Origin of the sequence: Nocardioides sp. NPDC059952, from assembly GCF_042730435.1 — a bacterium.
Classification (GTDB): domain Bacteria; phylum Actinomycetota; class Actinomycetes; order Propionibacteriales; family Nocardioidaceae; genus Nocardioides.
In genome coordinates this window covers 151,666-165,898 of record NZ_JBHWLY010000001.1, presented here as the reverse complement: position 1 = coordinate 165,898, position 14,233 = coordinate 151,666, and the positions used below count along the sequence as shown (strand labels likewise).

Sequence of the window (14,233 nt, the reverse complement as noted above, 5' to 3'; positions counted from 1 at the left end):
GACCGTGACACCTGAGACCGAGATCGAGTTCGAGGAGCTGCGGCCGCTGCTGTTCTCGATCGCCTACCGGATCCTCGGCAGCGTGGGCGAGGCGGAGGACGCGGTGCAGGAGACCTGGATCCGGCTGGAGGGGACCTCGACCGAGCCCGACTCGCTCAAGGCCTACCTCTCGACCGTGGTCACCCGGATCTCTCTCGACGTGCTGCGCTCCGCCCGGGTCCGTCGGGAGACGTACGTCGGGCCGTGGTTCCCCGAGCCGCTGCCGACCGACGCCCACGTCGACGATCATGCGGGTCTCTACGCGAGCCCGGAGCGCGCGACCGAGCTGGCCGACTCGGTGTCGATGGCAGCGCTGCTGCTGCTCGAGCGGCTCAGCCCCTTGGAGCGGGCGGTCTTCGTGCTGCGCGAGGTCTTCCACTTCGGCTTCGCCGACATCGCCGCAGCGGTCGACCGGTCCGAGGCCGCCTGCCGTCAGCTCGCCTCCCGGGCCCGGCGCCACATGGACGACGGCAAGCCGCGGTTCGAGGCCGACCGGCGCAAGCGGGTCGAGCTCTCGAGCCGGTTCTTCGAGGCGTTGCGCGACGGTGACGTCGACCGGCTCCAGGCGCTGCTGGCCGCGGACGTGGAGACCGTCAACGACGGTGGCGGCGTGGCCGGTGGCATCGGCGGCCGGTTCGGTGCGGAGAAGGCCGCGCGCATCCTGGTCGCGGCCGTACCACCCCTGCTCGCCATGGGCGCCCGCCTGGAGCAGCGCGAGCTCAACGGCGAGCCCGGAGCCATCCTGCGCGACGCCGACGGCGCCATCCTCGGCACCTGGACCCTCGACATCCTCGACGGCCAGGTCCAGCGGATCCGCTCGGTCACCAACCCCGAGAAGCTGGACCACCTGGGCCCGGTCGCCGACCTGAAGGACGTCGTCCGCCGCCGCAATCGCCACCGCCGCGGGCAGTGATGTCGCTGCCCGCGGCGGCGCGGTTCCGTGCGGGTCGGGTCGTCAGGCGACGGCGCCCTGCGGGTCCGGGGCCCGCCGCAGACCGAGATCGGCGGTGCGTACGTCCTTGGTCTCGCGGGCGGTCAGGGCAGCGATCGACGCGACGAGGCAGACGACCGCGGTGTAGCCGGCAGTGACGACCCAGCCGCCCTCCTGCACGCCACCCAGAGCGGTGACGATCGACGGCGTGAACCCGGCCAGCAGGAAGCCGATCTGGGTGCCGATCGCGACGCCGGAGAACCGCACCGGGGTCGAGAACATCTCGCCGTAGAACGACGGCCAGGTCGCGTTCGCGGCCGCATAGCCGAACGAGAAGGTCACGATCGCGAGCGCGAAGACGAGCAGCTCGCTGCCCTGGCTCATCGAGAGCAGGTAGAACGGCATCATCACCGCGCTGGCCACGGCCCCGTAGATGAAGACCGGCTTGCGCCCGATCCGGTCCGCGAGCCGGCCGAACATCGGCTGGGTGAACAGCGCGACGACGTTGGCCGCGACGACCAGCCACAGCGTGATCGAGTCGACCATGCCGACCGCGACACCGTAGGCGATGGCCAGGTTGCCGAAGACCGTGGAGACGGCCGCGATGAAGGCGCAGCAGATGACGCGCAGCACGTCGGCCCAGTGGTCCCGCAGCAGCACCGCGAGCGGCAGCTTGGCGACCTCGTTGTTGGCCTTGGCCTCCTCGAACTCCGGGGTCTCGTTGAGGCGGCTGCGGATGAAGAACGCGACCATGACCACGATCGCGGAGAGCCAGAACGGGATCCGCCAGCCGATGCTGTACTTGATGTCGTCCGGCAGCGCGACGACCGGGATGAAGACGAGCGCGGCCAGGATCTGACCACCCTGGGTGCCGGTGAGCGTCCAGGAGGTGTAGAAGGAGCGCTTGTCGTCGGGGGCGTGCTCGAGGGTGAGCGAGCTGGCGCCGGCCTGCTCGCCGGCGGCCGAGAGCCCCTGGAGCAGACGGCAGAACACCAGCAGTGCGGGCGCGATCCAGCCGGCCTGGTCGTAGGACGGCAGACAGCCGATCAGGAACGTGCCGCCACCCATCAGCAGCAGGGTGAACAGCAGCACCTTCCGGCGGCCGATCCGGTCACCGAAGTGACCGACGAAGACCGCGCCGACCGGCCGGGCGACGTACGCGAAGGCGAAGGTCGCGAACGACATCACCAGGGCGGCGTCACCGGCTGTGGGGAAGAAGACGTGCGGAAAGATCAGCGCCGCGGCAGAGCCGAAGATGAAGAAGTCGTAGTACTCGACGGCGCTGCCCATGAAGCTGGCCAGCGCGGCCCGGACCGGGGTCTTGCCTTCTTGGTTCGCACTGCTGTCGGTGTCAGGTCCCGCCATCGGGTCCTCCTCGGGTAGGCCCGCGGTTCCTGACCGCGGACGGGTGGGGGGGGTGAAGTTTGTCTGGCTCTTCGAATTGCTGGGGGGTCAGCCGGCCGCGGCCAGCTCGCGCAGGTGGGCGAGCATCCGCTCGGCATCGGGGTCGATGCCGGTGATCAGCCGGAAGGCGTCGACGGCCTGGTAGACCGCCATGTGGCCTCCGTGGAGAGTCCGGCAGCCGACCTCACGCGCCGCCTGCAGCAGCGCGGTGTCCAGAGGCCTGTAGACGATGTCCGCCACCCACAGCTCGGGGCGGAGGAGGCTCGTCTCCAGCGGCGTACCGGGGTGGTCGGCCATGCCGACCGGGGTGCAGTTGACCAGTCCGTCGGCGTCGGGGAGGAGCGCCGGCAGCTTGTCGACGTGGCTCGCCTCGACGGTGCTCTCCGGGTGGTGCCGCCGGATCTCCTCGACGCGCGCCTGGGCGCGGTCGAGGTCCATGTCGGCGATGACCAGCCGGTCGGTCCCCTGCGACACCAGCGCGTGGGCGACGGCCGAGCCCGCCCCGCCGGCGCCGAGCTGCACGACGGTGCCGAGCGAGGCATCCGGCATCCCGGTACGCAGCGCGTGGCCGAAGCCGGTCGTGTCGGTGTTGTGGCCGACCGCACCCTCGTCGGTGAAGACCACTGTGTTGACCGCACCGAGCCGGGCCGCGGTCTCGTCGAGCCGGTCGAGGTGCTCGATCACGAGCTCCTTGCACGGGTGGGTGATGTTGAGGGCGTCGAAGCCGAGTCGCCGGGCGTCCCTCATCAGGTCGCCCACACCCTCGGCCGGGATCCCCAGATCGGTGATGTCGAGCGTCTTGTAGACGTACGACAACCCGTGCTCGAACCCTTCGCGCATGTGCAGCGCCGGACTCAGCGAGGGTCCGACGCCCGCGCCGATCAGGCCGACAAGAAACGAAGACTTCATCTGAGCGATCCTTAATGTACGAACTAGTACGTTACGAGAGTGAAGGGGATCACATCACGCCCCGGGTCGTCAACCCCCGCACGGCAAAGAGCCCGTCCCCGCGGCGCGGGGACGGGCTCTTCAGGGTTCGTGTCAGCGAGCGGTGAGCCAGCCGACGACGATGTCGCCGAGGATGCGGCGGTGACGCTCGCGAACGTCGGGGGCGAGCATGTCGCGACCGAACAGGAAGCCGAAGGTGGCGCTGTTGGCGACCTGGAAGACGCAGTAGGCGCTGATCATCATGTGCACGTCGACCGCGTCGACGTCGGCGCGGAGCTCACCGGACGCGCGGCCGCGGGCGAGGACCTCGTCGAGGACGCTGGCAGCCGGGGCGCCGAGCTCGCGCAGCGACTCGACCTTCTCCATGTGCCGGCCACGGTGGATGTTCTCGACCGAGACGAGGCGGATGAAGTCGGGGTGGTTGACGTGGTGGTCGAAGGTGAGCTCGGCAATACGACGGATCGCGTCGACCGGCTCGAGATCACCCGCATGCAGGCTCTGCTCGAGCTCGCGGATCCGGCGGTAAGCAGCCTCGAGCACGGCCAGGAACAGCCCCTCCTTGCCGCCGAAGTAGTAGTAGATCATCCGCTTCGTGGTGCGGGTGCGCTCGGCGATCTCGTCGACCCGGGCGCCCGAGTAGCCCTGCTCCGAGAACACCTCGGTGGCAACCTCGATCAGCTCGGAACGGGTGCGTTCGGCATCGCGCGACTGAACCATGCCCCGAGCCTAGAGCACGACTCACTTCCCAAGCGGGAGCAATGTATGTACCGTTTCGTACATTAGCTACGAACGGAGACCCATGCGCACCTCGATCGCCACCGTCTGCCTCAGCGGCGGCCTGGTCCAGAAGATGTACGCCGCGGCCGAGGCGGGATTCGACGCGATCGAGATCTTCGAGCCCGACCTCATCGCCGCGCCCCAGTCCCCCGAGGAGATCCGGGCACTGGCCGACCGGCTCGGGCTCACTCTCGACCTCTACCAGCCCTTCCGTGACGCCGAGGGCGTCGACGAGGCAGCCTTCGGCGACGTGCTGCACCGGGCCGAGGCGAAGTTCCGGCTGATGCGCCGGCTCGGCATCGACCTGATGCTGGTGTGCAGCAACGTCGGCACCGCGACCGTCGACGACGACGAGGTCTCCGCGGGACAGTTGCGCCGACTCGGCGAGCTGGCGAGCACGTACGACATCCGGCTCGCCTACGAGGCGCTCGCCTGGGGTCGGTTCGTCGACGACTACCGGCGTTCGTGGCGGATCGTGGAGCTCGCCGACCACCCCAACGTCGGGATCTGCCTGGACAGCTTCCACATCCTCTCCCGGGGCCACGACCCCAAGCAGATCGAGGACATCCCGGCCGAGAAGATCTTCTTCCTCCAGCTCGCCGACGCGCCGGCGCTCAGCATGGACGTGCTCTCCTGGAGCCGTCACCACCGGCTCTTCCCCGGCGAGGGCAGCTTCGACCTGCCGGCCTTCCTCGGCCACATGCTCCGCGCCGGCTACGACGGACCGCTGTCGCTGGAGGTCTTCAACGACACCTTCCGCCAGACCGACCCGGTCCGGACCGCGCGCCAGGCGCAGCGCTCGCTGCGCTGGCTCGCCGACCGTACCGCCGACCTGCTCGGCGAGGAGGCCGGCCCGCTCCCCCGGCTGCCGGAGGTGGCCTCGCCGGAGGCCTTCGACTTCGTGGAGATCAAGGCGCCGGACACCTCCGGGGTCGAGGTGCTGCTCGAGCAGCTCGGATTCGACTTCGGCGGCCGCCACCGCAGCAAGCAGGTGCGCCTGTGGACCTGGGGCTCGGCCCGGATCGTGTGCAACGACGTGCCGAGCGCCTCCCCCGAGCCCAGGATCGCCGCGGTCGGCTTCGACGTCGCCGACTCGGACCCGGCCGCCGAACGCGCCGCGCGGCTGATGGCGCCGCCGGTCCACCGCCGGACGTACGCCGGGGAGCAGGCGCTGCGCGCCTTCACCTCCCCCGACGGCACCGAGGTCTTCCTCTCGCACGCCGCGGACTGGATCGGCGAGTTCGACGGCGGAGCCTCGAGCACCGACAGGCGCGGCGCCCACATCGACCACGTCAACCTGGTCCAGCCCTGGCACAGCTTCGACGAGGCGGTCCTCTTCTACACCAGCGTGCTGTCGCTGACCCCGCAGCCGACCCAGGAGGTCGCCGGCCCAGCCGGTCTCGTCCGCAGCCAGGTGATGAGCTCGCCGGCCGGCGGCGTACGCCTTCCGCTCAACCTGCTCCCGACCGGGCAGCTCCCCCACGACCAGCAGGGCCATGCCCAGCACGTCGCGCTCGCCTGCCACGACATCATCGGGGTCGTCGCGGCCGCCCGGGAGCGCGGCCTGCGGCCGCTGAAGGTCCCGGGCAACTACTACGACGACCTGGTCGCCCGCTTCGGCCTCGCCGACGACCTCGTCGCCACCCTGCGCGAGCTCGACCTGCTCTACGACCGCGACGCCGACGGCGAATACCTGCACTGCTACACCGAGACCGTCGGCGAGGTCTTCTTCGAGCTCGTCGAGCGCCGCGAGCGCTACGACGGCTACGGCGCCGGCAATGCCCCGGTCCGCCTGGTCACCCAGGCGGACCGCTGACACGTACGTCAATGGATCTCGACCCGCAGTCGCGGGTTCGCAAGCTCACCCGCGCGCTCGCTCGATCTCTTCGCGTTGTGACCCTGCTCGTGCCTCGCAGGGTCACAGGCTCAGAAGTTGCCGCGGCGCTCCTGCTCGCGCTCGATGGCCTCGAAGAGGGCCTTGAAGTTGCCCTTGCCGAAGCCGAGGGAGCCGTGGCGCTCGATCAGCTCGAAGAAGACCGTGGGGCGGTCGCCGATCGGCTTGGTGAAGATCTGCAGCAGGTAGCCGTCCTCGTCGCGGTCGACCAGGATGCCGCGCTTCTGCAGCTCCTCGATCGGTACGCGCACCTCACCGATCCGGGCGCGCAGCTCCGGGTCCTCGTAGTAGGAGTCGGGGGTGTTGAGGAACTCGATCCCGGCGTCGCGCAGCGCGTCGACGGTGGCCAGGATGTCGCCGGTGGCCAGCGCGAGGTGCTGGGCGCCGGGGCCCCGGTAGAACTCCAGGTATTCGTCGATCTGCGACTTCTTCTTGGCGATCGCCGGCTCGTTGAGCGGGAACTTCACCCGGTGGTTGCCGTTGGCCACGACCTTCGACATCAGCGCGGAGTAGTCGGTGGCGATGTCGTCGCCGATGAACTCGGCCATGTTGGTGAAGCCCATGACGCGGCCGTAGAAGTCGACCCACTCGTCCATCTTGCCGAGCTCGACGTTGCCGACGACGTGGTCGAGCGCCTGGAAGAGGCGCTTGGGGGCGCCCTCGGGCTTCTTCAGCGTCGAGCTCCGGGTGACATAGCCGGGCAGGTAGGGGCCGTCGTAGCCGGACCGGTCGACCAGCGTGTGGCGGGTCTCGCCGTAGGTGGCGATGGCGGCGATGCGTACGGTGCCGTGCTCGTCGCTCACGTCGTGGGGCTCCTCCACGACGCGGGCGCCCTGCTTGCGGGCGTGCTCGATGCAGCGGTCGACGTCGGGCACCTCGAGGGCGATGTCGATGATGCCGTCACCGTGACGGGCGTGGTGGGCGATGATCTCGCTCTCCGGCGCGACGCCGCCCTTGATCACGAACCGCACTCCCCCGCTGCGCAGCACGTAGGAGTGGTGGTCGCGGTTGCCGGTCTCGGGACCGGAGTAGGCGACCAGCTCCATGCCGAAGGCGCTCTGGAAGAAGTGGGCGGTCTGGGTGGCGTTGCCGACAGCCCACACGACCGCGTCCCAGCCGGTGACCGGGAAGGGGTCGGAGGTGTCGTCGTAGGCCACCAGGCCGACGAGCTGCTCCAGCTCGGCCAGCCCGAGTCCGGCGAGCTTCTCTTGGTTGGTCAGGGTGTCTGCAAGCGTCATGCGGGCAAGTCAAGTGCGCCCGATCACACCAAACAAGTTGACCACTGAGCGCTGGTCAATCTGTCAGATCCGACCAGCGATAGACACGCTCGACTAGACAATCTGACTACCATCGAGTCATGAACCTCGATGACCTCGACGTCACTCTCCTGGAGACTTTGTACGCCCACCCGCGAGTCGGCGACCTCGAGCTCTCCCGGGTCGCCGGCGTCGCCCGCGCGACCGTGCAGAGCCGGCTGCGCAAGCTGGCCGAGGCGGGCGTGATCCGCGACTGGGCGCCGACGATCGACCCGGCCGCCGCCGGCCACACGGTGCAGGCGTTCGTGACCTTGGAGATCTCCCAGGGAGCCCTCGAGGACGTACGCCGCGACCTCGCCGAGATCCCCGAGGTGCTGGAGGCCTACGTCACCACCGGCTCCTTCGACGTCTTCTGCAAGGTCGCGACCGGGTCGCACGCGAAGCTCCAGGAGGTGCTCGTACGCATCGACCAGTCCCACGCCGTCGTCCGCTCGACCAGCGTGGTCACCCTCTCCACCCTCATCGAGCCGCGCACGCTCGACCTGCTGCGCACGGGAGCGACCACTCGCTGAGACTTTTGTCGACGAGATTGCTAACAATCTTGTTGATGATCTATGGTCTGTGACGTGCGTCATGCCCCAGACCCCCGAACCCAGACACCCGTGCGGTGTCTCCTCATGCGCGGCGGGACCTCCCGCGGACCGTTCTTCGACGCCCGCGACCTGCCCATAGACACCGCGCGGCGCGACGCGGTGCTGCTGGCGGTGATGGGCTCGCCCGACCCGCTCCAGGTCGACGGCGTCGGTGGCGGGCACCCGCTGACCAGCAAGGCCGGCATCGTCGCGCCCGGGGTCGACGGCATCGACGTCGAGTGGACCTTCGCCCAGCTCCAGCCCGACTCGGACCGGGTCGACACCACCCCCAACTGCGGCAACATGCTGGCCGCGGTGCTGCCCTTCGCGATCGAGACCGGCATGGTGGTCCCCGACAGCGACACGACCACGGCCCGAGTCCTCACCCGCAACACCGGCGCGGTCGCCGAGATCACCGTGTCGACTCCGGCCGGCCCGGACGGCACGCGCTTCGTACGCTACGACGGCGACGCCCGCATCGACGGCGTCCCCGGCACGGCGGCACCGGTGCGGATCGGGTTCCTCGACACCGCCGGCTCGGTGGCCGGGAGCCTGCTGCCGACCGGCAACGTACGCGACACCGTCGAGGTCCCGGGCGTCGGCCCGATCGACGTCACCCTGATCGACAACGGCCAGCCGCTGGTGATCGTCGACGCCCGCGACCTCGGCGCGACCGGCTCGGAGAGCCCCGAGGAGATCGACGCCGACGAGGCGCTCCGGGCGCGGATCGAGGCGCTGCGGATCGTCGCCGGCCACGCGATGGGTCTGGGCGACGTGACCGAGAAGCCCTACCCGAAGATGACGCTCGTCTCCGCCCCGAGCCACGGCGGCGCGCTCAGCACCCGCAGCCTCATCCCCCGCCGCACCCACCACTCGATCGGCGTCCTGGCCGCCGTCACCGCGGCGACCGCGGCCGTGATGCCGGGATCGGTGGCCCACGACCTCGCGAAGCTGCCGGAGATCACCGGCGAGGAGACCACGCTCAGCGTCGAGCACCCCACCGGGGAGTTCAGCGTGACCCTGGGCCTCGACCCCAACGATCCCACCCGCGCGACCCGATCCGCCCTGCTGCGTACGGCCCGGCTGATCATGGCCGGCGAGGCCATGGTCCCGAGCGCCGTCTTCGCCACCACCGAGGAAGCCACCGCATGATCATCGACATCCACGGCCACTACACCACTGCACCGGCGCCGCTGGGTGAGTGGCGCGACGCCCAGGTCGCGGCACTGACCGACCCCGGCAAGGCGCCTGACCCGGCGGGACCGCGGATCTCCGACGACCAGATCCGCGAGACCATCGAGGCCAACCAGCTGCGGCAGATGGACGAGCGCGGCATCGACGTGACCGTCTTCTCGCCGCGGGCGTCCTTCATGGCCCACCACATCGGCGACCTGGAGACGTCGACCGCGTGGGCGCGGATCTGCAACGACCTGTGCGCCCGGGTGGCCGAGCTCTACCCGACCCGGTTCGCCGCGGGCGCGATGCTTCCGCAGTCGCCCGGGGTCGACCCCGCCACGACCGTCGCCGAGATCGAGCGCGCCGTCACCGAGCTCGGCGCGGTCGCGGTCAACGTCAACCCCGACCCCTCCGGCGGCCACTGGACGGCGCCGCCCCTGACCGACCGGTCCTGGTATCCGATCTGGGAGAAGCTCTCCGAGCTCGACGTACCGGCCATGGTCCACGTCTCCACCAGCTGCAACCCGGCCTTCCACACCACCGGCTCTCACTACCTCAACGCCGACACGACCGCGTTCATGCAGCTGCTCACCGGTGACCTCTTCGCAGACTTCCCCGATCTGCGCCTGGTGATCCCGCACGGCGGCGGCGCGGTCCCCTACCACTGGGGCCGGTTCCGCGGCCTCGCCCAAGCGCTCGGGAAGCCAGACCCGACGGAGACCCTGATGAGGAACGTCTTCGTCGACACCTGCGTCTACCACCAGCCCGGGATCGACCTCCTCCTCGACGTGATTCCGCACAGCAGCGTCCTGTTCGCCTCGGAGATGATCGGCGCCGTCCGCGGCATCGACCCGGACACCGGCCACCACTTCGACGACACCCGCCGCTACGTCGAGACGTACGCAGCCCGCAACGGCCTCACCGAGGCCGAGCTCGCCGCCCTGACCGAGACCAACGCCCGCCGCGTCTACCCGGGCCTGGATCGGCGGATCCGGGCGGCCGAACCCCCTGTAACACGTCGTTCGTAGGACTACTCGCCCTATCTGAACGACCGGATAGTCCTACGAACAGCGTGTTACACCCCGCGACCCCCGCCACCCACCCCAGCTAGGAGACCACCGTGCACGAGCTCGGAGTTGTTCACACGACCATCGACCGCGCCGACCCCGCGGCCGTCGAGGCGCTGTCCGAGTTCGGCGTCGCGACGATCCACGAGGCGATGGGGCGGTTGGGGCTGATGCGGCCCTACATCCGCCCGGTCTACGAGGGCGCGAGGCTGTGCGGCACGGCCGTGACCGTGCTGCTCCAGCCCGGTGACAACTGGATGCTGCACGTCGCCGCCGAGCAGGTCCGGGAGGGCGACGTGGTCGTGGCCGGCTGCGTGACCGAGTCCGAGGACGGCTTCTTCGGCGAGCTGCTGGCCACCTCGCTGCGTAGCCGCGGCGCCCGCGGCCTGGTCATCGACGGCGGCTGCCGCGACGTCGACGAGCTGCGCGAGATGGACTTCCCGGTCTTCTCCCGGGCGATCAACGCGAAGGGCACCGTCAAGGCGACCCTCGGCTCGGTCAACGTCCCGGTCAACGTCGCGAACGCGCTGGTCAACCCCGGGGACGTCGTCGTCGCCGATGCCGATGGCGTGGTCGTCGTCCCGGCCGCCCGTGCCGCCGAGGTCGCCGAGGCCGCCCGTCGCCGCGAGGACGCCGAGGCCGGCAAACGCGCCCGCTTCCAGCAGGGAGAGCTCGGCCTCGACATCTACGACATGCGCCCGAAGCTCGCCGAGCTCGGCCTCACCTACAAGGACTGATCCGATGGTCACCCCCGGCTGGCTGCACTGGTTCGAAGGCCCCACGAAGCCCACCTTCACCCTCCCCGAGGGCGCGGTCGACGCGCACTGTCATGTCTTCGGCCCGGCCGAGGAGTTCCCGTTCGCCCCCGAGCGCAAGTACACCCCGGTCGACGCCTCCAAGGACCAGCTCTTCGCGCTCCGCGACCACCTCGGCCTGGCCCGCAACGTCCTCGTCCAGGCGACCTGCCACGGCGCCGACAACAGCGCACTCCTCGACGCGCTCGCACACTCCGACGGACGAGCCCGAGGGGTGGCGACGGTGCACGCCGACATCACCGACGAGGAGCTCGCAAGCCTCCATGAGGCGGGGGTCCGCGGCGTACGTTTCAACTTCGTCAAGCGCCTCGTCGACGTCACGCCGACCAAGACGCTGGAGACGATCGCGGCCCGGATCGCCCCGCTCGGCTGGCACGTGGTGATCTACTTCGAGGCCGCCGACCTCGCCGGGCTGAAGGACTTCTTCGCGAGCCTGCCGGTGCCGCTGGTCGTCGACCACATGGGCCGCCCCGACGTGACCAAGGACCCCGACGGCCCGGAGTTCGCGGAGTTCCTCGACTTCGTCGCCGCAGGCGACGTGTGGGTCAAGGTCTCCTGCCCTGAGCGCCTCACCGTGACCGGCCCCGCAGCCCTCGACGGGCAACGACACGCCTACCGCGACGTCGTCCCGTTCGCCCGCACGGTCGTCGAGCGCTTCCCCGACCGCGTGCTGTGGGGCACCGACTGGCCGCACCCCAACCTGAAGGACCACATGCCCGACGACGGGCTGCTGGTCGACCACATCCCGCACATCGCCCCCACCCCCGAGCTGCAGCAGGCGCTGCTCGTGGACAACCCCATGCGCCTGTACTGGCCCGAAGGAGAGCACAGTGCCTGACCTCACCCCCACCAACGCAGCCAACCGGCTCGACCGGCTGCCCATCTCCAGGTTCCACAAGCTCGCCACCGTCGCGCTCGCGTTCGCCTACTTCTTCGAGTTCGCCGACATCAACACCTTCGCCACGACGGCGCCGGTGATGCGCGAGCAGTGGGGCGTGACGATCAACCACATCGCGTACGTCACCTCCCTCTCGTTCGTCGGCATGTTCATCGGGTCCGTGGTGGCCGGCGGCCTGGCCGACCGGCTCGGCCGGAAACGTACGCTCGTGGCGACCACCATCTGGTTCTCGGTCTGGTCCTTCGCCAGCGTCTTCGCCTGGGACATCGTCGCGATGGGCTTCTTCAGGGTGATGACCAGCGCCGGGCTCTCCGCGATGACCGTGGTGGCCGTGGTCTACATGAACGAGCTCTTCCCGCGCGCCAAGCGCGGCAAGTTCCAGGCGTACGTCATCGTCATCGGCATCTGCGGGACGCCCGCCACCAACCTGATCGCCTCCGCGGTCGTGCCGATCGCCGACTGGACCTGGCGCCTGGTCTACCTCTGGGGCGCCCTCGGTGTGCTCTTCCTCTTCTTCGTACGCCGCCTGGTGGAGTCGCCGCAGTGGCTGGAGTCGCGTGGGCGGCATGCGGAGGCCGAGGAGATCCTGGCCGGTCTGGAACGCGACGCGACCGCCGAGCACGGCACCCTTCCCGCGCCCGCCGCACCCGTCGAGGACGGCCCGGTCACCAAGGCGGGTCTGGCGATGCTGAAGGACAAGCGGTTCCTCTACCCGACGATCCTGCTCTCGGTGCTGTGGATCTCCCAGACGATCGGCTTCTTCGGCTTCTCATCGTGGGCACCCACCCTGCTCGCGGCCGAGGGTGTCAGCGTCGAGGACTCGATCTTCTACGTCGCGCTGACCACCATCGGCGCCCCGCTCGGCTCCTTCCTGGCCTCGCTGGTCACCGACCGCTACGAGCGCAAGTGGTGTCTGGTGGTCTTCGGCCTGATCATCGCCGGTTCCGGTCTCCTCTACGGGCTGACCTTCACGCCGCTGCTGATCGTCGCCTTCGGGTTCCTGGTGAACCTGTTCGAGCGTGGCTACACCGCGCTGGCCTACGCCTACTCCCCCGAGCTCTTCGACACCAGGGGCCGCTCCCTCGGCACCTCCCTCTCCTACGGTCTCGGCCGGCTCTCCAACGCCGCCGGCCCGCTGATCATCGCCGGTCTCTACAGCGGGCTGGGCTACCAGGCCGTCTTCTACTTCATCGCCGGCACCTGGGTGGTCGGCGCGCTCGCCCTGGCGATCTTCGGCCCGGCGACCCGCAAGGCCCGCCTGGCCGCCGAAGCCGCCGCCGTCCCGGCTCACTGAAGGGAGCGATCATGCCCGACCCCGTTCCGGAGAACCTGACCACGCTCAAGCGGATGGTCGCCGAGACCCCCACCCGCCCACCGCTGGGCGACGTGGCGCACATCGGCCACGCCCAGCTCTTCACCCCGACGCCCGCCGAGACCGTCGGATTCTTCACCGACTTCCTCGGCCTGACCGTCTCGGCGCAGGAGGGTGACCACACCTACCTGCGCACCTGGGACGACTACGAGCACCACAGCATCGTGGTCACCGAGCGGGACACACCCGGCATCGGGCGTACGGCGCTGCGCTGCTCCTCCCCCGAGGCGCTCGAGCGCCGGATCGCGGCCGTCGAGGCCACCGGCGCGAGCGGTGAGTGGACGGAGGACGAGCCGGGCATCGGGCCGCTGTGGGTGACCCACGATCCCGACGGGCACGAGTTCGCGCTCTACCACGAGACCGACTATTGGGAGGCGCCCTCGCCCGAGCTCCGGCCCGGGCTCAAGAACCAGCCCCAGGCCAAGCCCGGCCACGGGGTCGCGGTGCGGCGCCTGGACCACATCAACTACCTGGCCCGCGAGGTCGAGTCGACCACCGGCTTCGTGATCGATGCCCTCGGCGCGCGGCCCACCGAGCAGATCAGGCTGGACGACGGCCACCTCGGCGCCCGCTGGTCGACCTTCACCCAGAAGTCCTACGACCTCGTCTACACCGAGGACTGGACCGGGTCGACCGGCCGGCTGCACCATCTGGCTTTCGCCACCGACACCCGCGAGGACATCCTGCGGGCCGCCGACCTCGCCCTGGACACCGGCGTGTTCATCGAGACCGGACCGCACAAGCACGCGATCCAGCAGACGTTCTTCCTCTACGTCTACGAGCCCGGCGGCAACCGGATCGAGCTGTGCAACCCGCTGACCCGCCTGATCCTCGCCCCCGACTGGCCGCTGATCACCTGGACCGAGGCCGAGCGGGCCAAGGGCCAGGCGTGGGGCCTGAAGACGATCTCGTCCTTCCACACCCACGGCACCCCGGTCGTCGACGCCCCAGGGTCGTGAAGCTGGGTTGTGAAGCTGAGAGTGACCTAAAGTGCCCCCGCAGCGTAACAAACCCCCCCCCCCGG

13 protein-coding genes are annotated in these 14,233 nt (G+C 69.9%); 9 read left to right on the top strand and 4 right to left on the bottom strand.

Annotation, left to right across the window (positions count from 1 at the left end; translation table 11 throughout):
• The first annotated feature begins 4 nt into the window (after window positions 1-4).
• Window positions 5-952 (top strand): RNA polymerase sigma-70 factor, encoded by a 948-nt coding sequence (locus ACFV9G_RS00760; protein WP_378723903.1) that lies wholly within the window; start codon window positions 5-7, stop codon window positions 950-952.
• Window positions 953-994: 42 nt separating this feature from the next.
• Here the strand turns inward: ACFV9G_RS00760 and ACFV9G_RS00755 are convergent, their stop codons facing one another.
• The 3 genes from ACFV9G_RS00755 to ACFV9G_RS00745 form a co-directional block, all read right to left on the bottom strand.
• Window positions 995-2,335, bottom strand: a complete 1,341-nt coding sequence (locus ACFV9G_RS00755; protein ID WP_378723900.1) for an MFS transporter — start codon at window positions 2,333-2,335, stop codon at window positions 995-997.
• 87 nt (window positions 2,336-2,422) lie between these two features.
• The gene (locus tag ACFV9G_RS00750; protein ID WP_378723898.1) at window positions 2,423-3,283 is read right to left on the bottom strand and encodes a shikimate dehydrogenase; all 861 of its coding nucleotides are present in this window, start codon (window positions 3,281-3,283) and stop codon (window positions 2,423-2,425) included.
• A 132-nt stretch (window positions 3,284-3,415) separates the two neighbouring features.
• Window positions 3,416-4,039, bottom strand: coding sequence for a TetR/AcrR family transcriptional regulator (locus ACFV9G_RS00745; protein WP_378723895.1), 624 nt, complete (start codon window positions 4,037-4,039; stop codon window positions 3,416-3,418).
• An 82-nt stretch (window positions 4,040-4,121) separates the two neighbouring features.
• Here ACFV9G_RS00745 and ACFV9G_RS00740 point away from each other — a divergent pair, with 82 nt between their 5' ends.
• Window positions 4,122-5,915 (top strand): bifunctional sugar phosphate isomerase/epimerase/4-hydroxyphenylpyruvate dioxygenase family protein, encoded by a 1,794-nt coding sequence (locus ACFV9G_RS00740; protein WP_378723892.1) that lies wholly within the window; start codon window positions 4,122-4,124, stop codon window positions 5,913-5,915.
• Between the two features lie 110 nt (window positions 5,916-6,025).
• On the opposite strand, the gene hppD is transcribed toward ACFV9G_RS00740, so the two are convergent.
• Complete coding sequence (hppD, locus tag ACFV9G_RS00735) at window positions 6,026-7,231, bottom strand: 4-hydroxyphenylpyruvate dioxygenase (protein ID WP_378723890.1); 1,206 nt, start codon at window positions 7,229-7,231, stop codon at window positions 6,026-6,028.
• Between the two features lie 119 nt (window positions 7,232-7,350).
• Here hppD and ACFV9G_RS00730 point away from each other — a divergent pair, with 119 nt between their 5' ends.
• The 7 genes from ACFV9G_RS00730 to ACFV9G_RS00700 all read left to right on the top strand — a co-directional run bounded on the left by ACFV9G_RS00730 (window position 7,351) and on the right by ACFV9G_RS00700 (window position 14,168).
• Window positions 7,351-7,821: an Lrp/AsnC family transcriptional regulator gene (locus tag ACFV9G_RS00730; protein ID WP_378723887.1), complete on the top strand. Its 471-nt coding sequence runs from the start codon at window positions 7,351-7,353 to the stop codon at window positions 7,819-7,821.
• A 42-nt stretch (window positions 7,822-7,863) separates the two neighbouring features.
• Window positions 7,864-9,033, top strand: coding sequence for a 4-oxalomesaconate tautomerase (locus ACFV9G_RS00725; protein WP_378723884.1), 1,170 nt, complete (start codon window positions 7,864-7,866; stop codon window positions 9,031-9,033).
• The gene (locus ACFV9G_RS00720; protein WP_378723881.1) at window positions 9,030-10,085 is read left to right on the top strand and encodes an amidohydrolase family protein; all 1,056 of its coding nucleotides are present in this window, start codon (window positions 9,030-9,032) and stop codon (window positions 10,083-10,085) included. Before ACFV9G_RS00725 ends, ACFV9G_RS00720 begins: the two co-directional genes overlap by 4 nt.
• A gap of 92 nt (window positions 10,086-10,177) precedes the next feature.
• Entirely contained in the window at window positions 10,178-10,861 is a 684-nt protein-coding gene (ligK, locus tag ACFV9G_RS00715; protein WP_378723878.1) for a 4-carboxy-4-hydroxy-2-oxoadipate aldolase/oxaloacetate decarboxylase, read from the top strand.
• Between the two features lie 4 nt (window positions 10,862-10,865).
• The gene (locus ACFV9G_RS00710; protein WP_378723875.1) at window positions 10,866-11,777 is read left to right on the top strand and encodes an amidohydrolase family protein; all 912 of its coding nucleotides are present in this window, start codon (window positions 10,866-10,868) and stop codon (window positions 11,775-11,777) included.
• Window positions 11,770-13,131, top strand: a complete 1,362-nt coding sequence (locus ACFV9G_RS00705; RefSeq protein WP_378723872.1) for an MFS transporter — start codon at window positions 11,770-11,772, stop codon at window positions 13,129-13,131. The genes ACFV9G_RS00710 and ACFV9G_RS00705 overlap by 8 nt, the downstream gene beginning before the upstream one ends.
• 11 nt (window positions 13,132-13,142) lie before the next feature.
• Entirely contained in the window at window positions 13,143-14,168 is a 1,026-nt protein-coding gene (locus ACFV9G_RS00700) for a VOC family protein (RefSeq protein WP_378723869.1), read from the top strand.
• Window positions 14,169-14,233 lie beyond the last annotated feature (65 nt).

Excerpts from the sequence above, each read along its gene's own strand:
- ACFV9G_RS00755 (WP_378723900.1), bottom strand. The coding sequence starts at position 2,335 with ATGGCGGGACCTGACACCGACAGCAGTGCGAACCAAGAAGGCAAGACC.
- ACFV9G_RS00750 (WP_378723898.1), bottom strand. The coding sequence starts at position 3,283 with ATGAAGTCTTCGTTTCTTGTCGGCCTGATCGGCGCGGGCGTCGGACCC.
- ACFV9G_RS00745 (WP_378723895.1), bottom strand. The coding sequence starts at position 4,039 with ATGGTTCAGTCGCGCGATGCCGAACGCACCCGTTCCGAGCTGATCGAG.
- ACFV9G_RS00740 (WP_378723892.1), top strand. The coding sequence starts at position 4,122 with ATGCGCACCTCGATCGCCACCGTCTGCCTCAGCGGCGGCCTGGTCCAG.
- hppD (WP_378723890.1), bottom strand. The coding sequence starts at position 7,231 with ATGACGCTTGCAGACACCCTGACCAACCAAGAGAAGCTCGCCGGACTC.
- ACFV9G_RS00730 (WP_378723887.1), top strand. The coding sequence starts at position 7,351 with ATGAACCTCGATGACCTCGACGTCACTCTCCTGGAGACTTTGTACGCC.
- ACFV9G_RS00725 (WP_378723884.1), top strand. The coding sequence starts at position 7,864 with ATGGTCTGTGACGTGCGTCATGCCCCAGACCCCCGAACCCAGACACCC.
- ACFV9G_RS00720 (WP_378723881.1), top strand. The coding sequence starts at position 9,030 with ATGATCATCGACATCCACGGCCACTACACCACTGCACCGGCGCCGCTG.
- ACFV9G_RS00710 (WP_378723875.1), top strand. The coding sequence starts at position 10,866 with ATGGTCACCCCCGGCTGGCTGCACTGGTTCGAAGGCCCCACGAAGCCC.
- ACFV9G_RS00700 (WP_378723869.1), top strand. The coding sequence starts at position 13,143 with ATGCCCGACCCCGTTCCGGAGAACCTGACCACGCTCAAGCGGATGGTC.